The following is a 24,340-nucleotide window of genomic DNA, read 5'->3' on the forward strand; positions in this document are numbered from 1 at the left end:
AGGATCCCCATGACTGAGACCACCACCGTCTATCGCAACGCCGTCGTCTTCGATGGACTGGCGGATGCTCCGCTGCAGTCCGCGTTCGCGGTCCGCGGCGACCGCATCCTCGCCGTCGGCACCGAGGAGGACGTGCGCGCCGCCGCGGGGACGGATGCTGCGGTCGTCGACCTGGACGGGGCGTTCGCGATGCCCGGTGTCATCGAGGCGCACGCCCACCTCGCGATGTTCGGCCACGCACAGGGCAAGGTGCAGCTGCGCGACTGCACCTCGGTGGAGCAGATCCAGCAGCGGCTGCTCGAGGCGCGTGCGGCGAACCCGGACGCGGAGGTCATCGAGGGCGTCAGCTGGCTGTTCGACGCCCTCCCCGAGGGAGTCACCCAGCCGACCGCGGCGATGATCGACGAGGTCATCGACGACATCCCGGTCTTCCTGGACGCGAACGACCTGCACAGCACGTGGGTGAACACGGCGGCGCTGCGCGCCGCGGGCATCGACCGCGACACCGCCGACCCGATCGGTGGCGAGGTCGTGCGTGACGAGCATGGCGACGCCACAGGCTTCCTGCTCGAGACCGCCGCGATGGACCTGCTCGCCGACTACCTCGACGGCATCCGCACCGACGAGGAGGTCGATGGACACCTCGATCTCGCCTTCGACGCCTACCTCGCCGCCGGCGTCACCGGCGCCGCCGACATGGGCATGACCGAGCAGTCGATGGCGGCCCTCCGCCGGCGGCTCGACCGCGACGGGCGCCTGCCCTTCCCCGTGACCGCGCATTGGTGGCTGAGCTCCACCGGCGACCCCGCGGCCGACCTCGCCCAGGTGCAGCGCGCCGTGCAGCTGCGCGACGAGCTCGCCGCCACCGGCACGCCGTGGCTGAAGGTGGTCGGCGTGAAGTTCATCCTCGACGGCGTCATCGACGCCTGCACCGCCGCGATGGTGCGCCCGTACGCGGACGGGTCCAACGCCGACCCGATCTGGAGTCGCGAGGCCGCGACGCCGGTCGCGATCGCCGCGGACCGCGCCGGCCTGCAGCTCGCGATGCACGCCATCGGCGACGCCGCGAGCGCCCTCGCCGTCGACCTCGTCGAGGCCTGCGAGCAGGCGAACGGCACCGGCACCGGCCGGCGTCCCCGCATCGAGCACCTGGAGTCGGTCGCCCCCGAGACCGTCGCGCGGATGCGGGAGCACGGTGTCGCCGCATCCATGCAGCCGGTGCACTGCGACCCCGCCATCCTGGACAACTGGATGGCGGTGCTCGGCGACCAGCGTGCCGAGGACGGCTTCCCGTGGAAGTGGTTCCGCGACGTCGACGTCCCCGTCGCCCTGGGCACCGACGCCCCCACGGCACCCCACGAGGCTCTGCACAACCTGTTCATCGCGATGTCCGGCCGGTCCTCCATCGACCGTGCTCTGCCGCCGTACCACCCGGAGCGCGCATTCACCGCCGCACAGGCGCTCGCCGCCGCGACCTCCGGTGCGGCGCACGTCGGCGCGATCGACGACGCCTACGGGCGGATCGCCCCCGGCTTCTTCGCGAACATCGCCGTGCTCGACGTCGACCCGCTGACCGCCCCGACCGACGACCTGCTCACCGGCGCTGTGCTCCTCACCCTGGTGCACGGCGAAGCCGCCTACCGGCGGCGCTGACCCCCCTCTGAAACCCGAATGCCCCCTGCAGCGACGCAGGAGGGAACTTGTCCTGGAAGGACCTTCAATGTCCGAAGCATCCGCCGTACCCACCCTGCGCGCCGCGGCGCAGGAACCGGGATCCGAGTTCGTCGACGCGGCGAACACACCCGAGACCCGCGGCATCGAGCTCATCGACGACACGCAGCGCCACGGCCGCGCCCGAGACCTGTTCTTCGTGTGGTCGGCGCCGGGCGTCAGCGTACTGAACATCACCGTCGGGGCGTCGATGACCCTCGTGCTGGGACTCGAGATCTGGCAGGCGCTGCTGGTCGTGCTGGCCTCGAGCGTTCTGGCGATCCTGCCGGGGATCGTCGCGATCTCCGGACCGGCAGCCGGCACCTCGGGTTCGGTGATCCAGCGCGCGATCTACGGCATCCATGGCAACAAGATCGTCATCGCGTTCTACGGCTGGTTCATCTCCGGAGTGTTCCTCGCGCTGAACTGGGTGGCCGCCTCGTTCATCGGCGGCGAGCTGCTGGGGCGCTGGGGCTTCCCCGCCCCTGTCCTGGCGCCGATCCTGGTGGCCGTCGTCGTCTCGGCGATCACGGTGCTCGTCGCCGTGTACGGCCATGCGCTCATCCTGAAGGCGTACATGGGCATCTCGATCGGCCTGTTCGTGATCTTCGCGCTGGTGATCGGCTTCATCGCGCCCACACTGGACTGGGGCTTCTCGCAGCCCGCGCCGCTCGACGGGGTGCCGCTGTGGGTGAGCATCACCATCGCCTTCGCCCTGATGGCGTCGTCGCCGCTGTCGTTCAGCAACAGCGCTGACATGGCCCGCTACCTGCCACGGGAGACGAAGGCGTCGGGCATCATCGGCGCCACGTCGCTGGGGCAGCTGTTCCCCGCCGTGCTCATCACCGCGTTCGGCGTCGTGCTGGGAGGCTCGGTCGGCCCTGAGACTCTCGAGAACGGCATCGAGTACGCCCTGCTCGAGAACCTGCCGGTCTGGCTCGCCCCGCTGTTCGTGCTCGGCGTGCTGGTGAACTGCATCTCGCTGAACGGCATGACGACCTACACGGCGAGCATGGCGCTGCAGTCGATCGGCGTTCCGATCCGCCGCATCCCCTCGGCGATCCTCATCGGTGCTCTCGGCTGCGCGTTCACGATCGTGCTCGTGCTGGCATCCGACCTGATCAGTGCCGTCAACCTGATGCTGCAGTTCCTGCTGATCATCTCGGTGCCGACGATGGGCGTCTACGTCGCAGACATCGTGCTGCGCCGCAACAGGTACGACGGGGACGACCTGTTCGACGAGCGGCCCGGCGGCATGTTCTGGTACCTCGGCGGGTTCGGCGTCGCAGGGCTCGTCTCGGTCGTCGTCGGAGGCTTCGCGACCGCGATGTTCCTGTCGACCACGGTGTGGTCCGGCCCGTGGGGCGCGGCGCTCGGCGGCCTCGACCTGTCCGTGCCGGTCGGCCTCATCGTGTCCGTCGGGCTCTACGCCCTGCTCGCCGGTCGCACGGTGCGCGCGCAGATCGGCGCCTGACCCAGCCCTCCCGCCCTTGAATCGCTTGACGTGCGTCATCCGGCCACGGAATCGAGGAAGCCAAGCGATTCGAGCTTGCCAGGGCTTGTCGCGGGCAATGTTAGTGACTAACGTTGCCCGCATGGACAGATGGGCAAGGACGCATGAGGCTCTGCGCGCCGCGGCGCTGGAGCTCTTCGCTGCGCAGGGTTACGACGCGACCGGCACGGTCGAGATCGCCGCGCGCGCGGGTGTCAGCGAGATGACGCTGTTCCGGCACTTCCCCTCGAAGGAGGCGCTGTTGCTGGAGGACCCGTTCGACCCGCTCATGGCGGACGCCGTGCGGTCGCGCCCGTCGGACGAGCCCGCGATGCGGGCGCTCACTGCCGGTATCCGCTCGGTGTGGCAGGGGATGGAAGCGGATGCCGCAGACGCGTTGCGCGCCCGGCTGCGCATCCTCACCGCCGCATCCGGCTTGCACGGTGCGATCGAGCGCAACAGCGCCGCGACGACGGATGCGCTTGTCATGGCCCTCGTCGCGCGGGGGTCGTCCGAGACCGACGCACGGGTGGCAGCGACCGCCGTGATCGCGGGACTGGGCGTGGCCCTACTGTCCTGGGCGCGGTCCGATGAACCCGATCCGGGGGCTGCCCTGGGGGCGGCGCTCGACGTGCTGGGAGGGAACCTCGATGCTGCGCTTCGATGAGGTCGGTCTGGCCTTCCGCGGTGGCGATGGGGTGCGCGACCTGTCGTTCGATGTCGACAGCGGCGAGATCGTCGCCCTCGTCGGATTGAACGGGGCGGGCAAGACCACCCTGATGCGGCTGGCGCTGGGGATGCTGCGCGCTGACAGCGGCACGGTGCAGGTGCTCGGGCGTCCGCTCGACGATCTCCCTGTGGCTGCCTGGAGCGCGGTCGGCGCGCTGATCGAGGTGCCGCTCGCGTACCCCGAACTGACCGCGCGCGAGAACCTGCGCATCGCATGCCAGCTGCGCGGGGCCGACCCCGCGGCGGTGCCGAGTGCGCTGGATGCCTGGCTGCTGAGCCCGGTCGCGGATCGACGGTTCCTGCGGCTGTCACTGGGCACGCGGCAGCGGGTCGGTCTCGCGGCGGCGATGCAGCACGATCCCCGCCTGATCGTGCTCGACGAGCCCGGCAACGCCCTCGATCCGGCATCCGTGATCCTGCTGCGCGAGCAGTTGCTGCGACGCGCGGGCGAGGGGGCGGCGGTGCTGGTGAGCAGCCATCATCTCGACGAGGTGGCACGGATCGCCGACCGGGTGATCCTGATGAACCGTGGCCGACTGATCGGCGAGCTCGACACCGCCGGCGCCGACCTCGAGCGGATGTTCTTCGACCGCATCCGCGTCGACGACGAGCGCAGGGAGGCTGTACTGCGATGAAGGGTGCACTGCGCGTGGAGACGCTGAAACTCGTGCGGTCGCCGGTGGGACTGGTCGCGACGCTGGCGGTCGTCGCGGGGGCGCTCGCCGTGCTGGGCGGAATCACGGGGGCGGTCGCCGGTGGCAACCCCGAGGTGGCGGCGAAGGCCGGGCCGGCTGCGGCCCTGAACTGGAGCGGACTGCTCGCGGGCGCGGCGCAGGTCACAGCGGTCGGTGGCCTGATCGGCTTCGGCACGGTGCTGGCGTGGATGTTCGGGCGCGAGTTCACCGACGGCACCATCACCGGGCTGTTCGCACTGCCGATCGGCCGCGGGCGCATCGCCTGGGCGAAGCTCGTCGTGCACCTGGCATGGGCGGCGTGCGTCGGCGTGCTCCTGGCGGTCGGCGTGCTGGTGCTCGGTCTTCTGCTCGGCTACGGCGCGCCGGATGCCGCGACCTGGGCCGGACTCGGCAGGCAGATCGCGCTGGCTGTGCTCACCGGGCTGATCGTCGCGCCGGTCGCGTGGATCGCGACGGCGGCGCGCTCGGTCTTCGCGGGGGTAGGCGGAACGATCGCCCTTGTCATCCTCGCGCAGGTCGGCGCGCTCACCGGTGCCGGCGGGTGGATGCCGCTGGCCGCGCCCGCACTGTGGGCGATGAGCGCCGGCACGGCCGTGAACGCCGCACAGCTGCTCGTGGTCCTCGCCGTCCCTGTGGTCTTCACGATGCTGGTCTGCACTACCTGGTCCCGGCTGCAACTGCGCCGTTGACCGTCTGTCTGCCGCATCCGTCCGTCTCTCGAGTTGGCACCTGTTGCCGCCTGAGGCGCGTCGATGCGGCAACAGGTGCCAACTGAATGACGCGCGAGCTACGGGACGATGACGAGCTTGCCGCGGGTGTGGCCGGTCGCGCTCGCGCGGAAGGCGTCGGGGACCTGGTCGAGGCTGAACGTGCCTGCGATCTCGACCCGCAGCGTTCCCTCCTCGACCATCGTGGCGAGGCGCGCGGTCTCGGCGCCGTCGGGGCGCACCCAGATGTGCCGCCCGCCGTGCGCGACCACCGACGGGTCTGCGACGGACACCTGCGACCCGCCCTCGCGCAGCACAGCGAGTGTGGTCTCGAGCTGTCCGCCCACGAAGTCGGCGACCGCGTCGACCGTGCCGCCGGCCAGGGCGAGCACGCGCTCGGCGAGGCCGTCGCCGTACGCGACCGGCTCCGCGCCGTACTCGCGCAGGGCGTCGTGATTGCGCTCGGATGCCGTGCCGATCACGCGGGCGCCGCGGGCGACGGCGATCTGCACGGCGAAGCTGCCCACTCCGCCGGCCGCGCCGTGGATGAGCACCGTGCGACCGTCGATGTCTCCGAGGGCGTCGATCGCGCGCAGCGCGGTGCCGCCGGCGAGGGGGAGCGCGCCCGCCTGCTCCCAGGACAGGGAAGCCGGCTTGTGCGCGACGGCGCGGACCGGAACATCCACCCGTTCGGCGAACGTGCCCCCGCCGACGACGTCGGGACGCGCATAGGCGAGAACCTCGTCGCCGACCTGGAACTCCGGGGTGTCCATGCCGACCGCGACGACCACGCCCGCGACATCCCACCCGGGGATCACGGGGAACATCGTCGGCATGATCGCGTCGAGCCCGCCGGCCATGAGCTTCCAGTCCACCGGGTTCACGCCGGCGGCGCGCACCTCGATGAGGACGGATGCCGGGGACACCTTCGGCTCGGGCAGATCGCGCACCTCGAGGTCGTCGAAGTCACGGGTGAAGCGGTCGTAGACGGCGGCGCGCATGCGGAGGTCCTTACTGGTCGGAGAGGTCAGACGGCGGCGGTGGTGTCGTGCAGGGCGTGCACCACGGGGGCGAGCTCTGGCTGCTCCGCAGCCTCGCCGAGCACGCGCTCGAGCGTCTCGTCGTGGATCGGATGCGCCCTCTCGTAGAGCTCCTGCCCGGCGGCGGTGAGCTCGGTGTAGATGCCGCGGCGGTCGTCCAGGCACAGGATGCGGGTGAGCAGCCCGCGGTCCTCGAGGCGGGTCACCAGGCGGGTGGTGGCGCTCGGGCTCAGCGCGGTGGCCCGGGCGAGCTGCTGCATGCGCATGTGCCAGCCGTCCTGACGGTTCAGCGCGTCGAGCACGGTGTACTCGACGACCGAGAGCCCCTCGGCGCCCAGCGCGCGCTCCAGCTCTGCGTCGATGAGGTTGTGCAGGGCGGCGAGGGTGCGCCAGCCTCGGGCGCGGATCTCGACGGCGTCATCGGCGATGCCCATCATGCCTCCAAAAGTAGTTGCTTGCGCTGGTTAATTGCGTGTGCAATGATTGTGTTCATCCACGCAATATCCCGCGTTTGCAACTACTTTATCAGTTCACCACCCAGCAGGAGGCATCGGATGCCACTCGGACTTCTCGCTCTCGCCATCGGAGCGTTCGGCATCGGACTCACGGAGTTCGTCATCATGGGGCTGCTGCCCGAGGTGGCGGCCGACTTCGGAGTCACCGAGGCCACGGCGGGCTGGCTCATCTCGGGGTATGCCCTCGCTGTCGTGGTGGGCGCCCTCGGCATCACCGCCGCGACGGTCCGCCTGCCGCGCAAGCCCGTGCTGCTGGGCCTCGTGGTGCTGTTCATCGTCGGCAACGCGCTCACCGCGGTCGCCCCCGACTACGGCACGGCCCTCGCCGGCCGCATCATCGCCGCCCTCTGCCACGGTGCGTTCTTCGGAATCGGCTCGGTTGTCGCGACCGGCCTCGTGGAGCCCGCCAAGAAGGCCCGCGCGATCGCGATCATGTTCACCGGCCTCACCACGGCCAACGTCCTCGGCGTGCCGTTCGGCACCTTCCTCGGTCAGCAGCTCGGCTGGCGCTCCACCTTCTGGGCGATCTCGATCATCGGCGTCGTCGCCTTCCTCGGCATCCTGTTCCTGGTGCCGGGCAGCCGCGAGGGTGAAGTGCAGGTCAGCCTGCGTCGCGAGCTGAGCGCGTTCCGCTCCGGCCAGGTCTGGCTGTCTCTCGTCGTGACCGTGCTCGGCTTCGGCGGCATGTTCGGCGCCTTCACCTACATCGCCTACACGCTGACCGGGGTTTCCGGCTTCGCGGCATCCGCCGTGCCGTGGCTGCTCGTGCTGTTCGGTGCCGGCCTCGTCGTCGGCAACTGGGCGGGCGGGCGACTGGCCGACCGTTCGATCGACGGCACGATCGTCGCCTTCCTCGGTGCGCTGACCGTGGTGCTCGTCGCCTTCGGCCTGCTGGCCGGCTCGCCGGTCGCGACGGCGATCATCCTGCCGCTCATGGGCGGTTTCGGCTTCGGCACCGTGCCCGGCCTGCAGAGTCGCATCATGAACTACGCCGGCGGTGCGCCCACCCTGGCCTCCGGCGCGAACATCGGCGCCTTCAACGTCGGCAACGCGCTCGGCGCCTGGGCCGGCGGTCTCGGCATCGCCGCGGGTCTCGGCTACACCTCGCCGATCTGGATCGGCGCCGCCTTCACCGTCGTCGCCCTCGCTGTGATGGCCGTTGCCGCCGTCCTCGCCGCCCGTTCTCACACGGATGCTGCAGACGCCGCGTCCGTCGACGCCGCCGCGCTCGCCGCGGCCCACTGAAACCTCCATCGGAAAGAGAGAGCTCATGAACGCTCAGGTTCCCCAGATCACCCTCAACAACGGCATCCTGATGCCGCAGCTCGGCTTCGGCGTCTTCCAGGTGCCGGATGCGGAGACCACCGCCGCCGTGTCCGCGGCCCTTCAGGCCGGCTATCGCAGCATCGACACCGCCGCCGTCTACGGCAACGAGGCGGGTGTGGGCCGCGCCCTCGCCGAGTCCGGGCTGCCTCGCGAGGAGCTGTTCATCACCTCGAAGGTGTGGGTCAGCGACCACGGTTACGACAACGCGCTGCGCGCCTACGACGAGTCGCTCGAGCGGCTCGGCCTGGAGTACCTCGACCTGTTCCTCGTGCACTGGCCCACGCCGGCGAGCGGCCTGTACCCCGAGACCTGGCGCGCACTGGAGAAGCTGTACACCGACGGCAGGGTCCGTGCGATCGGCGTCTCGAACTTCGAGCCCGCCCACCTCGAGCAGATCTCCGGCGAGGGCCGCGTCGTGCCGGCTGTGAACCAGGTCGAGCTGCACCCGGCGCTGCAGAACCGTGCGGTCATCGCAGCCGACGAGGCCCGCGGCATCGTCACCGAGGCGTGGAGCCCGCTCGCGCAGGGCGCCGTGCTCGGCGACGACGCGGTGCTGAGCGCCGCCGCCGCACACGGCAAGAGCCCGGCGCAGGTCGTGCTGCGCTGGCACCTGCAGCAGGGCCGCGTCGTGATTCCGAAGTCGGTGACACCGTCGCGCATCGCAGAGAACATCGACGTGTTCGACTTCGAGCTGACCGCGGACGAGCTCGCCGCGATCGACGGCCTCGAGCGCGACGGCCGAACCGGCCCGCACCCGGACAGCTTCAACGGCTGAGCCTTCGAATCGCGCAACCTGCTGTATCCCGGGGGTGGAAGGCAGCAAGTCAAGCGATTCGAACGGGGGGAGAGGAGGCGTGGCGTCTGCGGACGCCACGCCTCCTTCGCGTTCCGGCCCTGCCACACCACACAGGCGGTAGCGTCGAGTCCATGGCATCCGACGAGCTGGTGACGCTGCTGGACGAGACCGAGGTGGTCGCGATCGTGACCCGCAAGCAGAACGGCGATCCGCTCGCGACGCCGATCTGGTCGATGGTGGTCGACGGCGTGCCGTACATCCGCTCCGCCTACGGCGAGACCGGATGGTGGTGCCGTCACGTGCGCGCCGGGCGGCCCGCGGCCTTCGCGCTGGGCGACGGGGCGGTCGCCGAGGCCGACCGTGCCGCGGCGCTCGAGCTCCCACGGGCCGACGTGACCCTCACCCCGATCGCCCCGGACGACGAGGTGCAGCGGGCGATCAGCGAAGAGATGCAGCGCAAGTACGCAGGCGCACCGCGCTCGTCGATCGACGTGATGCTGACCGACGGCGCGCTCGGTGCGACCTTCCGCGTGAGCTGAGTTCAGACCGGCAGTGCGATCTCCGCGAGCCGGCGAGGCCCCGCGTAGGCGTCGATCGCCACCACGCGGTCGTCGAGCACCGAGAACGCCATCAGCGACACAGCCCGTCCGCCGACCGTGACGATCACGCCCGCCCGACCGTCGACCAGCACCGGGATGAGCACGGCGTCCGGCATCGCGAACATCAGCGCGTTGCCGGCGACCGCCGCCGCGCCGCGGACGATCGTCGTCGCCGACGCACCGGAGTCCGCACGCAGCACCGCCCCGGGGTCGAGCACGGCGACGAGGGCGTCGAAGTCACCGGCGCGTGCGGCCGCGAAGAAGGCGTCGACCACGCGGCGCAGCACATGCGGGTCAGTGGCGCTCCCCGGGCGCTCCGCCCTCAGGCGCCGCCGCGCGCGGCTGGCGATCTGCCGCGTGGCATCCGGCGTCTTGTCGAGGATCTCCGCGACCTGTTCGAACGGCACATCGAACGAGTCGTGCAGCACGAACGCGACCCGCTCGGCCGGACCGAGGCGATCGATGACCCTGTCGAGGGCGCTGCTCAAAGCGTCCGCCATCTCGGCTGCGTCGTGCGGCGTGGCACCGGCGGGCACGACCTCGGGCTGCGGAAGCCCCTCGTCCAGCGAACTCTCGCCCCGGGCGGACCGCGCGCGCAGCTCGGTGAGGCAGATCCTCGACGTGATCGTCGTCAGCCAGCCGGCGAAGTTCTCGACGCCATCGTCGCCGGCGCGCGAGACGCGCAGCCAGGCGTCCTGCACCGCGTCCTCCGCATCCGCGCGCGACCCCAGCATCCGTTCCGCGAGCCGGATGAGGCGCGGACGCTGCTCTTCGAAACGCGCCGCAAGATCTTTCTGCTCGGACATGTCACATTCCTCTCGGCCCCGGAGTCACCTTAGTGAGTGCTGATGACGCGGCACCGGAATCCACCGAGGAGACATCGTGACAGACCCCGCAAACACCTCCGCAGAGCACGACGAGATCGTCGCGCACAAGGCCCGGATGCCGCATCCCGCCTTCCTGCTGGAGGGCGGACTGGACGCCCTGACCGGGCTCAACAAGGTCGCCCGCACCGCGGGCGTGCCCGAACCGCTGCTGCACCTGCTGTGCCTGCGGGCCAGCCAGATCAACGGATGCAGCTGGTGCGCCGTCGATCACACCCGCGAGATGATCGAGGACGGCGCCGGCCCCGAGCGGATCGCCGCGGTCGCCGCCTGGCGGGATGCGCCGTACTTCACCGCTCGCGAGCGCGTGGCGCTGGATTTCACCGAGGCGATCACGCGCCTGGCCGACCACCACGACCCGATCTCGGACGAGCTCTGGGCGCGCATGGCCGAGGCCTTCGACAAGCGGCAGATCTCGGCGCTGCTGTTCGAGATCGGCGCGATCAACGTGTGGAACCGCATCAACGCCGCGATCCGCCAGCCCGCCGGGCAGCGCTGAACCGGTCGGGGATGCCGCGCGGCTACAGGCCCTGCCCGGCGTCCCAGAGCCGCTCGGTCTGCCCGGCGAGCAGCGCGTCGAGTGATCCGGCCTGGGCGTCGGTGAGCGAGGCGACGTAGTCGATGATCCCGCGGCCGCGAGCCAGGCGATCCCTGTCCGCCGCGGTGCCCGGACCGCCGAGCCGCCGATGGTCGTCCTGGGCGAGCTCGACCAGATCGATCAGCCGGCGTGGTGCGCGGCGGGCGTCGGCGGGGTCGTCGAGCCAGGCCGCGAACCCGTCGACCAGGCGCTCGAGCACCGTGGCCTGCCCGCGCTGGTAGACCGTGAGGTCGGGGCGCTCCAGGATGAACCGCTCGTGCAGGAACTTCAGCACCGCGACCTCGTGCCAGGCGCTGCGGTCGAGGCTGACATGCCCGGATCGGATGTCGGGATGCCGGTGCACCTCGACGGAGGACTGCAGCCGGGCGATCCATTCCGTCGTGAACCGGGCGAGCGCGCGCTCGGTGGCGAGCGACCCGTCGAACGGCTCGGAGAGCAGCCCGTCGATCACCTCGGCCTTGACCCGGGCGACGGCCTCGCTGAACGCGTCGGCGTCCGCGATCCAGGCATCCTTCTCGGCCAGCCGCCGCCAGAGCAGCTCCAGCGAGTGCCCGGGAGTGCGGGCGTCGGCGCGCAGCGTCGTCGTGTCGAGCGTGCGCAGCAGGGCGAGATCGCGATGCCAGCCGCGGAACTCCGCCGACAGCGTCACGGCGTTCAGCAGGCCCGCGCGGTAGAAGTCGTCCAGGTCGTGCAGCGAGTAGGCGATGTCGTCGGAGAGGTCCATGATCGAGCACTCGACGGTCTGCTGGCCGCGCTCGATCAGCGGGTAGGCGGACAGCGCCGCGCGGGCGTCCTCTTCGTCGATCGCGTAGAAGTTGAACTTGCCCCCGCCGCCGCGCCGTGGACCGCCCTCGCCGCGCAGCCACGGGTACTTCAGCACGGCGGCGCGCACCGCGGCGGTGAGGTTGAGGCCGACGCCGGGCCGGTCGTGCTCGTCGAGGCGGGTGATGATGCGGAACGTCTGCGCGTTGCCCTCGAAGCCCTCCGCCAGGCCGAAACGACTGCGCGCCAGCCGGTCGAGGGTCTGCTCGCCGAGGTGGCCGAACGGCGGATGCCCGAGATCGTGCGCGGCGGCGGCTGCCTGCACGACGACCGGGTGCGCGCCGCCGAGCTCGGCCGTCGTACCTCCGGCCTCATCGTCTCGAGTGGACAGGTGCGTGGCGATCGCGCGGGCGACGGCGGCGACCTTGATGGAGTGCGTGAGGCGGTTGTGCACGGCGAGCCCTGCGCCGGTCTGCGAGATCACCTGCGTGACGGCCGACAGTCGCGAGTAGTACGGCGAGAACCGGATGCGCTCGACGTCGACGCGGAACTGCGGATGCCCCTCGGTGAGCTGGAACTCGTCGAGCGTCTCGGGCGCGCGTCGCGCCTCGCGCGGATCTTCCGTCATCCGCCCAGTGTGGCACGCGTGCTCGGCTCCGCCGCCGTGCGAGACGGGGTCGCCACAGCGAGACTTCCTCGTCGGCACGACACACCCGCCGGACGCGGCCGTGTCATGCGGAAGGTGAAGTCTCGCACCGGGGCGCCGACGTACTCCCGCGGGAGTACGTCGCGTGACGTCCGAGGCAGGATGCCGCCCCGCGGCGCGCGCGATTAGCATCGGATCATGTCGGACACGCAGCACGTCGCCCCCTTCGGGGACGGCGCCGGCTGGGGGCCGCCGCCCCGCATCGCACAGCGGATGCGGCTGATCGGACCGGTCGTGCTGAGCCTGCTGATCCAGGTGCCGGCGGCGCTGTGGATGACGGTGCGCGCTGGGCATCACGGGCCGCCCGGGCTTCTCACACTGCATCTCGCGCTCGCGATCGCCGGCCCGCTGGCGCTGCTCGCGGCTCGTCGGTTCCCCGGGCCGACCGTCGCCGTCGTCACCGCGTTCGCACTGACCGACTTGCTGACGACTCCCGTGCCAGGGCCGCCGTACATCGCTCTGGCCTTCGCGGTCGTCGGCGCGGTCGCGCGCGGCGCGATGGTTTGGGCCGCGGTCTCGATCGGGATCGGGTGGGCGGCGGCGCTGCTGATCGGCACTCTGATCGACCGGCTCTGGTTCCCCGGCGCGATCGTCGCGGTCACGATCGCGCTCGCTGCGTGTTTCGCGATCGGCGCGATGCTGCGCACGCGCGGCGCCCGTCGCGCCGCGATGCAGGCCGAGGCGCGGCGCCGGCAGCAGAGTGCGGAGGAGCGCGAGCGGGTGCGCATCGCGCGTGAGCTGCACGACGTGCTGGGGCACGCGCTGTCCCAGATGAACGTGCAGGCCAGTGTCGGGCTGCATCTGTTCGACAAGGACCCCGAGCAGGCACGGGCCGCACTGCAGAACGTGAAGAACACGTCGAAGCTCGCTCTGGAGGAGGTGCGCGGCGTGCTCGGTGTGTTGCGCGACGGCGAGGCTCCGCTGGTGCCGCAGGCCGAGCTCGCCGAGCTGCCGCGGCTGATCGCGGGACTGACGACACCGGGGCTCGACGTCGAACTCGACGACCGGCTGGGCACGAGCGCACCGAGCAGGGCCGCGCAGTTCGCCGCCTACCGGATCGTGCAGGAGGCGCTGACCAACATCGTGCGGCACTCCGGCGCCGCACATGCACGGGTCGTGCTGGAGCGACACGGCGAGCGGCTGGTCGTCACGGTGTCCGATGACGGGCGCGGCTTCGGCGGCGCCGACCCGGTGGACGCCGGGCACGGCGGCGTGCTCGGGATGCGCGAGCGTGCGGGGCTGCTCGGCGGCAGCATCCGATTCGAGGACGGCACGGACGGCGGCGCCGTGGTCGTCGCCGAGCTGCCGTGGGGGAGGGCGTCATGATCCGCGTCGCGCTGGCCGACGACCAGCTGCTCGTGCGCGCGGGGTTCCGCGCGCTGCTGGACGCCGAGGACGACATCGAGGTCGTCGCCGAGGCATCCGGCGGTGAGGAACTGCTCGCCCGCATCCACGAGACCCCGGTGGACGTGGTGCTGATGGACATCCGGATGCCGGCCGGCGACGGCCTCTGGGCGACGGAGCAGATCGCCGCCGATCCCGCGCTCGGCGCGGTGCACGTCGTGATCGTGACGACCTTCGAGCTGGACGAGTACGTGGCGCGCGCGGTGCGCGCCGGCGCCGCGGGGTTCCTCGTGAAGGACACCGAGCCGGCCGACCTCGTTCGCGCGGTGCGCGCCGTCGCCGAGGGCGAGGCGCTGCTCTCGCCCGGCGTCACGCGGCGGCTGCTGGATCGGCTGGCGATCGGGCTCCGAGAGCCGGATGCCGGAGCGCTGGACGTGCTCACGGAACGGGAGCGCGAGGTGCTGCGGCTGGTCGGCCTCGGGCGTACGAACGACGAGATCGCCGCCGAGCTCTTCCTCAGCCCGCTGACCGCGAAGACCCACGTGTCCCGCATCCTTTCGAAGCTGCAGGCCCGAGACAGGGTGCACCTCGTGGTGATCGCCTACGAGACCGGGCTGGTCGCGCCGGGCTGGCAGTAGTACTCCCCGCGGCGTAGGCGAGCTCACTCCCTGGGGCGGATTCACTCGAAGCCTCCGATCACGAGGCTGGATCCATCGGTCGAGATGCGGCCGATCGGATCGAAGGAAGGGCATCATGCTCGCAACATCGGCGGCCGTCGCCGCACACGCAGGCGTCTGGGGCGGGGCTCCGTTCTGGCCGTTCTTCTTCATCGGGCCGGTGATGTTCCTCATCATCGTCGGCCTGCTCATCACGCTCATCGTCCGCCGCCGTCGCTACTGGGGCGGCCCCTGGCAGGCCGCGCCCGGCGGGCACGCGCCGTGGGCGCAGGCGCAGGGACGCAGCGCCGAGCAGATCCTCGCCGACCGCTTCGCCAAGGGCGACGTCGACGAGACCGAGTACCGCGCCCGCCTGGAGGTGCTGAGGGCCAACCGCCCGGAGGCCTGAGCAGCAGACAGCGGATGCCGCTCCCGAGAGTTCTCGGGGACGGCATCCGTTCTTTTCAGCGGACCGGAACCGGCTCGGCAGGGCAGGTTCCGAGCACCCGTGCGACGGCGTCGTGCTCCGCCGGCGTCACCCACAGGCCGTAGCGGGTCTTCACCGCGACCTGGCGGGCGACGTACGCGCAGCGGAAGTCCCTGTTCTTCGGCAGCCACGTCGCCGCGTCGCCGTCCCGCTTCTGAGAGTTCGCGGCGCCGTCCACGGCGAGCAGGTTGAGGGGATCGTTGGCGAACGCCGTCCGCCGCTCCGGGGTCAGCGACTGCGCGCCCTTCTGCCATGCGTCGCTCAGGGCGACGACGTGGTCGATCTGCACCAGCTCCGAGGTGCCCTGGCCGCGGACGAAGGCGATCGTCGTGCCGGTGTACGGATCGTGGAGCGTGCCCGCGGTGACCCTGCAGCGGCCGTCACGAACGGGGTCGGCGAGTTGAACACCGAGGACGTCGTTGCGCGTGTCGCATCCGTTGTGGTCGACGTCGTGCCAGCGGGGGCCGAACTGTGCCCGGTCGTAGCCGGTCTTCGCGGCGCGGCCCTTGACGGGGAGAGCGGCGAGCAGATCGAGGGCGGTGCCGGGTGCCGCGGTGGGCGCAGGGGGCGAGGGCTGGGCGGCGGCCGGCGCGGTCGGCGCAGGAGCGGCATCCGTCGTCTGGTCGAGGAGTCCGGAGGCGAGCCCGGCGACGAGCAGAAGCACGATCACGACGACGCTGACGACGCCCGAGGTTCGGCCGGACCGGCTTCCCTGCGTCGTCCGTCTGCCCATCCGCTCCAGCCTATTCGTCCGGCCTCCCGCCCTGGCGCCGGCACCTCCGGCGGCATACGATGCTCGCGTCAGACGTTGTGTCAGGTGACGGACGAAAGGACGGAACGTGGAGAACATGCAGAAGGTGGCGGTGCTCGGCACCGGGGTGCTCGGATCGCAGATCATCATGCAGGCCGCCTATCACGGCAAGGACGTGACGGCGTACGACATCTCGGATGAGATCCTCGCCAAGCTGCCGGCGCGGTGGGAGTGGATGCGCGGGCACTATCGCACCGACCTTCCCGACTTCAGTGACGAGAAGTTCGACGCGGCGATCGGCCGCATCAGCACCACGACGGTGCTCGCCGACGCGGTCGGCGATGCGGATGTCGTCGTCGAGGCCGTCCCCGAGAACCTCGAGCTGAAGAAGAAGGTGTGGGCGCAGGTCGGTGAGGCAGCTCCTGCCGGGGCGATCTTCGCGACCAACACCTCGTCGCTCATGCCGAGCACCTTCGCCGACGCGACCGGGCGCCCGGATCGGCTCGCCACGCTGCACTTCGCGAACATGGTCTGGCGTGCGAACACGGGCGAGGTGATGGGGCACCCGGGAACGGATCCCGCGGTGATGGACGCCCTGGTCGAGTTCGCGACCCAGATCGGCCTGGTGCCCTACCGGGTGCGGAAGGAATCGCCCGGCTACCTGCTGAACGGTCTGCTCATCCCGTTCCTCGACGCCGGCGCACGGCTGTACGTGAACGGCATCGGCTCGGTCGACGACATCGACGGCATCTGGCGCAAGGCGACGGGTTCACCGCAGGGACCGTTCGAGATCTACGACGTGGTCGGCTTCAACGTCGCCTACAACATCCAGGCGAACAACCCGCAGCCCAGCCCGTTCATCGAGGTGCTCAAGCGCGGCATCGACAACGGCAAGACCGGCATCGCCGACGGCGAGGGCTTCTACACCTACGACGCCGAGGGCAGGAAGACCGGCGTCTCGCCGCAGTTCCCCGAGGCCTGGGGCGACTGAGCGGGCTCTTCACCCTGGCGGATGCGGCTCCCGAGAGTTCTCGGGAGCCGCATCCGTCCTTCGGCGATCGGGGTAGTCGCTGTAAAGCTATTTAGCTTGAGTGCTATATTGCGAACATGAGCGATGAGGTGAACAGCGTCTTCGAGGCGCTCGCGCATCCGACGAGACGGCAGATCCTGCAGGATCTGAAGGACGGCGAACAGGCCGCGGGCGAGATCGCGGCGCGGTTCGCCGTGAGCGGGCCGACGATCTCGCGGCATCTGCGCATCCTCCGCGGTGCCGGCCTGATCAGCGAGCGGCGTGACGCGAACCGCATCCTCTATTCGCTCGCCGAGGAGCGCCTCGCGCTGTCGGTCGGAGATTTCCTCTCCACTGTCTGCCCAGAGCAGATCGTGCTGCGCGAGGTGCGGCGTCGGCGAAGCCCGGCATCCGGTGAACCGGCGGCGGTGTCACCATGACCGTGGTGCGCGGGGTCCGGGCGCATCTGCGCCGTCGGCTGCTGGTCAGTTACCGGGTCGACCCGGAGGTCGCGCGGGCGATCGTGCCGGCGCCGTTGCGCCCGCAGCTGGTGGCAGGTCACGCGCTCGGCGGGTTCTGCGTGCTGGGCCTCGACGCGATCCGGCCCGCGCGGATGCCGGGATCGCTCGGCCTGCGCTCGGAGAACACCGCGCACCGCATGGCGGTCGAGTGGGATGAAGACGGCCAGACGCGTACCGGCGTGTACATCCTCGAGCGCCACAGCACGGCGTGGCACGCGGTGCTTCTCGGCGGCAGAGTGTTCCCCGGCGTGCACCGGCACGCGCGATTCACGATCGACGAGAGCGGGGACCGGTACGCGCTGACGATGGATGCCGGAGACGCGCACCTCGCGGCCGACGTCGAGGTCGGTGGCGAGTGGGAGAGCGACTTCTTCCCCACAGTCCAGGCTGCTTCGGACTTCTACCGATCCGGACGGATCGGCTGGTCGCGCGGGACGGACGGCAGCACTCTGGAAGCCGTCGCGCTCGCCGCGGACGGTTGGGTCGTCGAACCGGCCCGGGTCCACAGCGTGCACTCCTCGGTCTTCGAATCGCTGCCGCCTGGGTCGGCTGTGCTGGACCACGTCGTGGTCATGCGCGATCTGCCGATCCGGATGGATGCCTCCTGGCCGGCGGATGCTCGCGGCGTGCCGCGCAGAGCATCCGTCCGGTCGACGGGGACGCTCAGAGATCCCACTCCATGAACTGAGGAGAAAAAGGCTCAGCGCTGGTGCCTGCCGCCGCACGTATGCGGATGGTGACGTGAGTCTGCGGCGTGATCAGTTCACTCACCCGCATGCCTCCTCGTACGACCAGTTCGACGAAGCGCGCAGGAGAGTTCGCGGCCGCTTCGATCCTTCTCTTCAGATCCTCGATGTCCTGTCCGCGTTCGAGGACGAAGGTGGTGCCGTCGATGGACACCTCGGTCTGCGTCTCGAATACTGCCTCGTCCATACCAGGACTCTCACGCCGGTTCAGTACACAGCAAATGGGGTTGAAAGACTCGGAAGATTCTGGAAGCGCTTCAGATCGTGGGGATCGTTCTATGGTTCAGTATGGGCAGGCTCAAGTACGACGGAACTTCGGGACCGATCACCGTTGACGACGTGACTCTGGCGCACGTCAAAGTCGTCATAGCGACGAAGCTCCGCAGGCAGGAGAGCTTCATGATGACGTGGTTGCATCCGGAAGGTGAACCCGACGCCCGCATCACCATCTGGATCCACCCGGCCATCCCCCTGCAGTTCGGTTTCGACCGGTCCGAGATCCCTCAGTTGAGCACCACCCGGATCAAGGCGATGATGGCGCGGCTCAATGCGACGGGCGAGCTCAATCTGAATCTGCTCGAGGACGACGCCGACGCCTGACCGTTCTTCTGCTGCGGTGGCAGCCGGGTCATCTGGGCACTGTTCAGCCGCCTGACGGGTTCTCGAGCGGCTTGCCGTTCTCGCCGGTCGTCTCCTCGTCGAGCACCTTCCGCTGCTTGTACTGCTCGTCGGGTTCCTCCGGCGCCCCGCCCGAGGCGACATCCGCCTGCTCGTCGGGGCCCGGGGTGCCCTGCGTGTTCGTCGGGTCACTCATGCTCTCTCCTTTGCTCGGTCCGAGGACCGTAAGCGCGGGAGTCAGCACAAGGGAGGGGGTTGACTGCAGCGGCTGGGGTTCCGACACTGCGGTTGGTGCGCTCCCGCTCAACGCGCGGATCGCCTCAGAGCATCCACCGAAGCCGATGCAGAGGCCGGCGGACCTTTCTCACGCCTGAAAGCCTGGTTCGGGGTATCCGTCAGGTGGTGGACTGGTGTCATGGAGACTCGCGACATCCTGATGGTGCCCGTGTACTTCTCCTCGAGTTCTTCGGGAATGGTGCGCGGCTTCGCCGAGCGACTGCGGCGGCCGGTCTTCGACCTCGCCGTGCGCGAGGTCAGGCAGTCCGTTCCGGAGGGACCGTGGGTGCTGCTGACGCCGTCGTACGTCACGGGCAATCCCCTGAACGACACGATCCCGGAGCCGGTGAAGCGGTTCCTGTCCCGCCCGCGTACGAGGCGGCTGATGGTGGGCGTGATGGGATCGGGCAATCGCAACTTCGGTGCGCACTACCAGGCGGCGTGCCGGCACATCGCGCGGGCATCGAGGCGTCCGGTGCTGCTCGAGTTCGAACTGCAGGGCACGCTGGAGGACGTCGAGCAGGCCCGGCGGGTGCTCACCGTCGTGGATCGCCGGCTGGCGGGGATCACGCGGCCAGGACAGAGCTGACCCGGCCGGATGCGGCGGACCTAGGAGGCCCACGGCCTGTGCGGTAACCGGCGGCACATCGTCGCTTCGTCCTGCCACTCGTCGCAGATCCGACACCGTTCGTCGCAGGAACGCGCAGCACGGGGCCAACGCCGTCGCGCGCTCCCGACCCGCGTTCCTACCGTGTCAGCACGCGATGAAGCACACGAGAGCATGCAACGCGTCGTGCCGACGAACTCGAAGGAGAGTCAGTTGTCCACATACCGTTCCGCACCCCGGTCGATGGTCCTCGCCGTCGCCGGGACCGTCCTCGTCACAGGTCTGGTGACGACCGGTCTCCAGGGCGGCTTCGCCCCGGAGACCTCCTCCGTCCCGGGACATTCCCCGGGCTCCTCCAAGAAGGTCCTGCAGACCGATGACGCCCCCGCCGCGATCGGCCCGTACTCCCAGGGGATAGCGGCAGGGCGAACGATCTACGTCTCGGGGCAACTGCCCATCGACCCGAAGGTCGGGAAGATCGACAACAGCCAGTCGATCTCCGAGCAGACCGCCCTGTCGGTGCAGAACGTCCGAGCCGTGCTGAAGGAGGCGAGGCTCGATCTCGACGACGTCGTCAGCGCGACCGTCTATCTGTCCGACATGGACGACTTCGCCGCCTTCAACGAGGTCTACGCCGAGTACTTCGGCACCGAAGCCGCGCCGGCGCGCGCGACCGTCGAGGTCGCGGCGCTACCGCAGGGAGCAAAAGTCGAGATCAGCGCGATCGCCGTTCGATAGGAGATGAAGACCATGGAAACGCAGGACATGCAGACATCCGGATTCTCGCGCCGCAACGCGCTCAAGCTCTTCGGCGCCGGAGCAGGAGCCGTCGGACTAAGCACCCTCGGCCTCGCCTCGCCCGCGGGCGCGACGTCCTCCGCCGTCGTCCCCGCCGCCAACGACGCGGCGTTCTGGCGCAAGGTCGAGCAGATGTTCGTGCTCGACAAGCGCATCCTCTACATGAACGTCGGAACCGTCGGCTCGCCGCCGCGTCAGGTGCTCGACGTCGTCGACGCCGTCCACCGGCAGGTCGCGCGGGACGCCGAGGCCTCCTACAGCGATTTCGCGGACGTGCGCCAGACGATCGCCACGGCGCACGGCGTCGACAAGGACGAGATCGTCATCACGCACAACACCTCGGACGGCATGTCGAAGGCGCTGCTCGGCCTGAACCTGCGTGTGGGCGACGAGATCCTGACGACCAACCACGAGCACGGCGGCGGCAACACCCCGATGGCGATGCTGCACGATCGTCAGGGCGTGGTGATCAAGCGGGTGGAACTGCCGATCGGCGGCGAGCAGAAGGCCGAGGAGATCGTCGAGCTCTTCCGGGCCGGCATCACCGGCCGCACCAAGCTGATCATGTTCTCCGCGCCGACGTACCTCACGGGCACGATGCTGCCGATCAGGGAGCTCGCCCTGCTCGCGCAGGAGCACGGGATCCCCACGCTCGTCGACGGCGCGCACATCCCCGGGATGATGAACTACAACTTCCGGGAGCTCGGCGTCGACTTTCTCGCGGCATCGGCCGCGAAGTGGCAGTGCGGCCCCGGAGGCACAGGCATCCTCTACATCCGCAACCGCGTGAACGCGGCGAACCCGAACCCGCTGCCGGAGTTCTGGCCGATCGTGTCGTCTGGTTACCCGACCGACGGGTCGGTGGATCTGCGCCATCGCGACCAGTCCCAGGACATCGGCAAGTACCTGCAGTCCGTCGGAAACGGCAGCAAGGCGCTCAACGCCGGAGTGCAGAAGGCCTCCGAGGTCTGGGAGCAGATCGGGCGCCAGCGCATCCAGGAGCACATCGTCGGGCTCGGGGACTATCTCAAGGAGCAGGTCGTCGAGCGCTGGGGAGCCTCGGCGCTCTACTCGGCGAAGTCGGATGCCCGGCTCACCTGCGCGCTGACGGGGTTCAACCCCTTCCAGAACCCGGCCGATGTGAAGAACTCGCAGAAGTCCGCCGACTTCGTCGCTCGCCTGCTCGACGAGTACCGGATCGAGATCCGCAACACCTCGGTGGCGGTCATCGGCGACACGGTGAAGCACAGTCCGGTGCGCGTGTCGACGCACCTGTTCCACCAGCGGGACGACGTCGACCGGCTCGTCGACGCGGCCTGGAAGCTGTCCAAGCGGATGGCCTGATCCGAGGGGCCCAGCCGGCGCATCCGTTCCGCGGATGCGCCGGCTGCCCCGTCCCTGCACGTACGCACCCACCCGAAAACACCATCGCGTCTCGAGGAGGAGACCATGACATCCACCCCAGCCGCCGGCGACGGCGCTCGCGCCGCCGAGAAGGCGCCCGACACCCCACCCGTCGCCGTACCCGAGGCGGACCTCAAGCGGGATGCCCGCTGGACACCCCTGAAGATCGTGATCTGGGCGGCCATCGCGCTGCTCGGCGGTGTCGCCTGGACGATGCTCGCCTTCATCCGTGGCGAGACCGTCAACGCGATCTGGTTCGTCTTCGCGTCAGTGTGCACATATCTGATCGGGTACCGGTTCTACTCGAAGGTGATCGAGAAGTACATCACCCGCCCGGACGACCGCCGCGCCACCCCGGCTGAGATCCGCGACGACGGCAAGGACTACGTTCCCACCGACCGCAGGGTGCTCTTCGGGCATCACTTCGCCGCCATCGCCGGCGCCGGACCGCTGGTCGGGCCCGTGCTCGCAGCGCAGATGGGATTCCTCCCGGGCACCATCTGGATCATCGTCGGCGTCGTGCTCGCAGGCGCGGTGCAGGACTACACCGTGCTCTTCTTCTCGATGCGCCGCGGAGGACGGTCGATCGGGCAGATGGCGCGTGACGTGCTGGGCAAGGTCGGCGGGACGGCGGCGATCATCGCGTCGCTGCTCATCATGATCATCATCGTCGCGATCCTCGCCCTCGTCGTCGTCAACGCGCTCGGCGAGAGCCCGTGGGGCGTCTTCAGCGTCGCCATGACGCTGCCCATCGCGATCTTCATGGGGCTGTACCTGCGCTTCCTGCGCCCCGGCCGGATCACCGAGGTGTCGCTGATCGGCTTCGTGCTGCTGATCGCCGCGATCATCGGGGGCGGCGTGGTGGCCGGCACCGAATGGGGCCAGGCGATGTTCCACCTGGACCGCTCGGTGATCGCCTGGGGCATCATCATCTACGGCTTCATCGCGGCCGTCCTGCCGGTGTGGCTGCTGCTCGCTCCCCGCGACTACCTCTCCACGTTCATGAAGATCGGCGTGATCGTCATGCTGGCGGCTGCCATCGTCATCGTGCGCCCCGAGATCACGGTGCCCGCGTTCACCGACTTCGCCTTCACAGGTCTCGGTCCGGTGTTCTCCGGACCGCTCTTCCCCTTCCTGTTCGTGACGATCGCCTGCGGGGCGCTCTCCGGCTTCCACGCGCTCATCTCCTCCGGCACCACGCCGAAGATGGTCGAGAAGGAGCGGCAGACCCGGTTCATCGGGTACGGCGGGATGCTGATGGAGTCGTTCGTCGCGATCATGGCGCTCGTCGCCGCGATCTCGATCGACCAGGGCATCTACTTCGCGATGAACGCGCCGGCAGCGCTCACCGGGGGAACACCCGAGGCAGCGGTCGCGTTCGTCAACTCCCTCGGCCTGACCGGGGTGCAGTTGACCCCGGACATGCTGACCTCGACGGCCGCAGCCGTGGGGGAGGAGACGATCATCTCCCGCACCGGTGGAGCACCGACCCTGGCGCTCGGTCTCGCGCACATCATGCAGCAGATCGGGGGAGGTACGGCTCTGATGGGCTTCTGGTACCACTTCGCGATCATGTTCGAGGCGCTGTTCATCCTCACGGCCGTCGATGCGGGGACTCGCGTGGCACGCTTCATGCTGCAGGACTCCATCGGCGCCTGGGTGCCGAAGTTCCGTGACATCAGCTGGCGCCCGGGCGTGTGGATCTGCACGGCGATCATGGTCGCCGGGTGGGGTTACATCCTCATCCTCGGTGTCACGGATCCGCTCGGCGGGATCAACACCTTCTTCCCGCTTTTCGGCATCGCCAACCAGCTGCTCGCGGCGATCGCGCTGGCGGTGGTCTTCGCGATCGTGGCCAAGCGGGGTCCGAGCTACGTGCGCTGGCTGTGGATCATCGGCGTGCCGCTGGCGTTCACCGCGGTGATCACGATCACGGCGTCGATGTACAAGATCTTCTCGCCGGTGCCGGCCATCGGATACTGGGCCAACAACGCGAAGTACCGTGCCGCTCAGGCCACCGGCGACGGCAGCCTCGGCACGCCCGAGATGGTGGAGGCGGTGATCCGCAACACTGCGGTCCAGGGCACGCTGTCGATCATCTTCGTCGTACTGACGATCGTCGTCATCCTCGTCGCGGCCGGTTCTGCGATCAACTCGATCCGTCGGGGCCTCAGCGACGACGGGGAGGACGCCCCGGTGCCCTCGCAGCGCTTCGCGCCGGCGGGTCTGATCGCGAGCCGTTCGGAGCGCGAGCTCGAGGCGCGGTGGCAGGTGTACGACGCCGAGCGCGGTGTGTCGCGTCAGACGGGGCAGCACTGATGTCCGTCGATGGCCGGGGCTTGCCGTCCGCATCCGCCACCTTCGGGCGGCGGGTGCGGGCAGCGCTCGCGAGCGTCCGCTGGTACGTGACCGCGCTGATGGGCGACCGCGCCTATGCCGACTTCGTCGCTCACCAGCGCAGGAATCATCCAGGCGCCGATATCCCCACGGAACGCGAATTCTGGTGCGACCGGATGGCGGAGCAGGACCGCAATCCAGGCGCACGATGCTGCTGACTCGGCCCT

Annotated in this window: 28 protein-coding genes; 21 read left to right on the forward strand and 7 right to left on the reverse strand. The window is 69.8% G+C overall.

The window, feature by feature from the left end; genetic code table 11:
* The first annotated feature begins 9 nt into the window (after window positions 1–9).
* The 5 genes from GON06_RS00095 (at window position 10) to GON06_RS00115 (ending at window position 5,315) form a co-directional block, all read left to right on the forward strand.
* Entirely contained in the window at window positions 10–1,653 is a 1,644-nt protein-coding gene (locus GON06_RS00095; RefSeq protein ID WP_157310122.1) for an amidohydrolase, read from the forward strand.
* 67 nt (window positions 1,654–1,720) lie between these two features.
* Window positions 1,721–3,184, forward strand: a complete 1,464-nt coding sequence (locus GON06_RS00100; protein WP_157310123.1) for a purine-cytosine permease family protein — start codon at window positions 1,721–1,723, stop codon at window positions 3,182–3,184.
* 121 nt (window positions 3,185–3,305) lie between these two features.
* A complete protein-coding gene (locus GON06_RS00105; RefSeq protein WP_157310124.1) occupies window positions 3,306–3,869 on the forward strand; it encodes a TetR/AcrR family transcriptional regulator in 564 nt (187 codons plus the stop codon).
* Window positions 3,853–4,566 carry an ABC transporter ATP-binding protein gene (locus tag GON06_RS00110; protein WP_157310125.1) on the forward strand — a complete coding sequence of 238 codons (714 nt, stop codon included), beginning with the start codon at window positions 3,853–3,855 and terminating at the stop codon, window positions 4,564–4,566. Before GON06_RS00105 ends, GON06_RS00110 begins: the two co-directional genes overlap by 17 nt.
* Window positions 4,563–5,315: an ABC transporter permease gene (locus GON06_RS00115; RefSeq protein ID WP_157310126.1), complete on the forward strand. Its 753-nt coding sequence runs from the start codon at window positions 4,563–4,565 to the stop codon at window positions 5,313–5,315. Before GON06_RS00110 ends, GON06_RS00115 begins: the two co-directional genes overlap by 4 nt.
* A 98-nt stretch (window positions 5,316–5,413) precedes the next feature.
* On the opposite strand, the gene GON06_RS00120 is transcribed toward GON06_RS00115, so the two are convergent.
* A complete protein-coding gene (locus GON06_RS00120; protein ID WP_157310127.1) occupies window positions 5,414–6,334 on the reverse strand; it encodes an NADP-dependent oxidoreductase in 921 nt (306 codons plus the stop codon).
* Window positions 6,335–6,360: 26 nt separating this feature from the next.
* Window positions 6,361–6,807 carry a MarR family winged helix-turn-helix transcriptional regulator gene (locus tag GON06_RS00125; RefSeq protein WP_157310248.1) on the reverse strand — a complete coding sequence of 149 codons (447 nt, stop codon included), beginning with the start codon at window positions 6,805–6,807 and terminating at the stop codon, window positions 6,361–6,363.
* A gap of 120 nt (window positions 6,808–6,927) precedes the next feature.
* On the opposite strand from GON06_RS00125, the gene GON06_RS00130 reads away from it, so the two are divergent.
* The 3 genes from GON06_RS00130 to GON06_RS00140 all read left to right on the forward strand — a co-directional run bounded on the left by GON06_RS00130 (window position 6,928) and on the right by GON06_RS00140 (window position 9,549).
* Window positions 6,928–8,133 carry an MFS transporter gene (locus tag GON06_RS00130; protein ID WP_157310128.1) on the forward strand — a complete coding sequence of 402 codons (1,206 nt, stop codon included), beginning with the start codon at window positions 6,928–6,930 and terminating at the stop codon, window positions 8,131–8,133.
* 25 nt (window positions 8,134–8,158) lie between these two features.
* A complete protein-coding gene (locus tag GON06_RS00135) occupies window positions 8,159–8,989 on the forward strand; it encodes an aldo/keto reductase (RefSeq protein ID WP_157310129.1) in 831 nt (276 codons plus the stop codon).
* Between the two features lie 152 nt (window positions 8,990–9,141).
* Complete coding sequence (locus GON06_RS00140; protein WP_157310130.1) at window positions 9,142–9,549, forward strand: DUF2255 family protein; 408 nt, start codon at window positions 9,142–9,144, stop codon at window positions 9,547–9,549.
* Window positions 9,550–9,551: 2 nt separating this feature from the next.
* Here GON06_RS00140 and GON06_RS00145 read toward each other — a convergent pair whose 3' ends face one another.
* Entirely contained in the window at window positions 9,552–10,415 is an 864-nt protein-coding gene (locus tag GON06_RS00145) for a sigma-70 family RNA polymerase sigma factor (protein WP_157310131.1), read from the reverse strand.
* A 76-nt stretch (window positions 10,416–10,491) separates the two neighbouring features.
* Between GON06_RS00145 and GON06_RS00150 the strand changes: the two genes are divergently transcribed.
* Complete coding sequence (locus GON06_RS00150) at window positions 10,492–10,992, forward strand: carboxymuconolactone decarboxylase family protein (protein ID WP_198346556.1); 501 nt, start codon at window positions 10,492–10,494, stop codon at window positions 10,990–10,992.
* A 22-nt stretch (window positions 10,993–11,014) separates the two neighbouring features.
* On the opposite strand, the gene GON06_RS00155 is transcribed toward GON06_RS00150, so the two are convergent.
* On the reverse strand, window positions 11,015–12,481 hold the full coding sequence (locus GON06_RS00155; protein WP_157310132.1) for a deoxyguanosinetriphosphate triphosphohydrolase family protein: 1,467 nt from the start codon (window positions 12,479–12,481) through the stop codon (window positions 11,015–11,017).
* Between the two features lie 216 nt (window positions 12,482–12,697).
* On the opposite strand from GON06_RS00155, the gene GON06_RS00160 reads away from it, so the two are divergent.
* The 3 genes from GON06_RS00160 to GON06_RS00170 all read left to right on the forward strand — a co-directional run bounded on the left by GON06_RS00160 (window position 12,698) and on the right by GON06_RS00170 (window position 14,968).
* The gene (locus GON06_RS00160) at window positions 12,698–13,885 is read left to right on the forward strand and encodes a sensor histidine kinase (RefSeq protein ID WP_157310133.1); all 1,188 of its coding nucleotides are present in this window, start codon (window positions 12,698–12,700) and stop codon (window positions 13,883–13,885) included.
* Window positions 13,882–14,541 (forward strand): response regulator transcription factor, encoded by a 660-nt coding sequence (locus GON06_RS00165; RefSeq protein WP_157310134.1) that lies wholly within the window; start codon window positions 13,882–13,884, stop codon window positions 14,539–14,541. Before GON06_RS00160 ends, GON06_RS00165 begins: the two co-directional genes overlap by 4 nt.
* A gap of 115 nt (window positions 14,542–14,656) precedes the next feature.
* Window positions 14,657–14,968, forward strand: coding sequence for an SHOCT domain-containing protein (locus tag GON06_RS00170; protein ID WP_198346557.1), 312 nt, complete (start codon window positions 14,657–14,659; stop codon window positions 14,966–14,968).
* Window positions 14,969–15,023: 55 nt separating this feature from the next.
* Here the strand turns inward: GON06_RS00170 and GON06_RS00175 are convergent, their stop codons facing one another.
* The gene (locus GON06_RS00175; protein ID WP_157310135.1) at window positions 15,024–15,779 is read right to left on the reverse strand and encodes an HNH endonuclease family protein; all 756 of its coding nucleotides are present in this window, start codon (window positions 15,777–15,779) and stop codon (window positions 15,024–15,026) included.
* A gap of 115 nt (window positions 15,780–15,894) precedes the next feature.
* Between GON06_RS00175 and GON06_RS00180 the strand changes: the two genes are divergently transcribed.
* The 3 genes from GON06_RS00180 to GON06_RS00190 all read left to right on the forward strand — a co-directional run bounded on the left by GON06_RS00180 (window position 15,895) and on the right by GON06_RS00190 (window position 18,010).
* Complete coding sequence (locus GON06_RS00180) at window positions 15,895–16,788, forward strand: 3-hydroxyacyl-CoA dehydrogenase (RefSeq protein ID WP_157310257.1); 894 nt, start codon at window positions 15,895–15,897, stop codon at window positions 16,786–16,788.
* 116 nt (window positions 16,789–16,904) lie between these two features.
* Window positions 16,905–17,246, forward strand: a complete 342-nt coding sequence (locus tag GON06_RS00185; RefSeq protein ID WP_157310136.1) for a metalloregulator ArsR/SmtB family transcription factor — start codon at window positions 16,905–16,907, stop codon at window positions 17,244–17,246.
* Entirely contained in the window at window positions 17,243–18,010 is a 768-nt protein-coding gene (locus tag GON06_RS00190) for a DUF2071 domain-containing protein (RefSeq protein ID WP_157310137.1), read from the forward strand. The genes GON06_RS00185 and GON06_RS00190 overlap by 4 nt, the downstream gene beginning before the upstream one ends.
* On the opposite strand, the gene GON06_RS00195 is transcribed toward GON06_RS00190, so the two are convergent.
* The gene (locus tag GON06_RS00195; protein ID WP_157310138.1) at window positions 17,991–18,260 is read right to left on the reverse strand and encodes a hypothetical protein; all 270 of its coding nucleotides are present in this window, start codon (window positions 18,258–18,260) and stop codon (window positions 17,991–17,993) included. The two genes, GON06_RS00190 and GON06_RS00195, sit on opposite strands and share 20 nt — an antisense overlap.
* Before the next feature lie 101 nt (window positions 18,261–18,361).
* Between GON06_RS00195 and GON06_RS00200 the strand changes: the two genes are divergently transcribed.
* Window positions 18,362–18,673 carry a DUF7882 family protein gene (locus tag GON06_RS00200; protein WP_157310139.1) on the forward strand — a complete coding sequence of 104 codons (312 nt, stop codon included), beginning with the start codon at window positions 18,362–18,364 and terminating at the stop codon, window positions 18,671–18,673.
* 43 nt (window positions 18,674–18,716) lie between these two features.
* Here the strand turns inward: GON06_RS00200 and GON06_RS18445 are convergent, their stop codons facing one another.
* Entirely contained in the window at window positions 18,717–18,887 is a 171-nt protein-coding gene (locus GON06_RS18445; protein WP_198346558.1) for a hypothetical protein, read from the reverse strand.
* A gap of 219 nt (window positions 18,888–19,106) precedes the next feature.
* Between GON06_RS18445 and nrdI the strand changes: the two genes are divergently transcribed.
* The 5 genes from nrdI (at window position 19,107) to GON06_RS00225 (ending at window position 24,331) form a co-directional block, all read left to right on the forward strand.
* Window positions 19,107–19,556 carry a class Ib ribonucleoside-diphosphate reductase assembly flavoprotein NrdI gene (gene nrdI / locus GON06_RS00205; RefSeq protein ID WP_157310140.1) on the forward strand — a complete coding sequence of 150 codons (450 nt, stop codon included), beginning with the start codon at window positions 19,107–19,109 and terminating at the stop codon, window positions 19,554–19,556.
* A gap of 231 nt (window positions 19,557–19,787) precedes the next feature.
* On the forward strand, window positions 19,788–20,312 hold the full coding sequence (locus GON06_RS00210; RefSeq protein ID WP_232527991.1) for a RidA family protein: 525 nt from the start codon (window positions 19,788–19,790) through the stop codon (window positions 20,310–20,312).
* A gap of 12 nt (window positions 20,313–20,324) precedes the next feature.
* Window positions 20,325–21,716 (forward strand): aminotransferase class V-fold PLP-dependent enzyme, encoded by a 1,392-nt coding sequence (locus GON06_RS00215; RefSeq protein WP_157310142.1) that lies wholly within the window; start codon window positions 20,325–20,327, stop codon window positions 21,714–21,716.
* Between the two features lie 105 nt (window positions 21,717–21,821).
* Complete coding sequence (locus GON06_RS00220; protein ID WP_157310144.1) at window positions 21,822–24,095, forward strand: carbon starvation CstA family protein; 2,274 nt, start codon at window positions 21,822–21,824, stop codon at window positions 24,093–24,095.
* On the forward strand, window positions 24,095–24,331 hold the full coding sequence (locus GON06_RS00225) for a YbdD/YjiX family protein (RefSeq protein WP_157310146.1): 237 nt from the start codon (window positions 24,095–24,097) through the stop codon (window positions 24,329–24,331). Before GON06_RS00220 ends, GON06_RS00225 begins: the two co-directional genes overlap by 1 nt.
* The last annotated feature ends 9 nt before the right edge of the window (window positions 24,332–24,340 follow it).

It is taken from the genome of Microbacterium sp. MAH-37 (assembly GCF_009758255.1).
GTDB lineage: Bacteria > Actinomycetota > Actinomycetes > Actinomycetales > Microbacteriaceae > Microbacterium.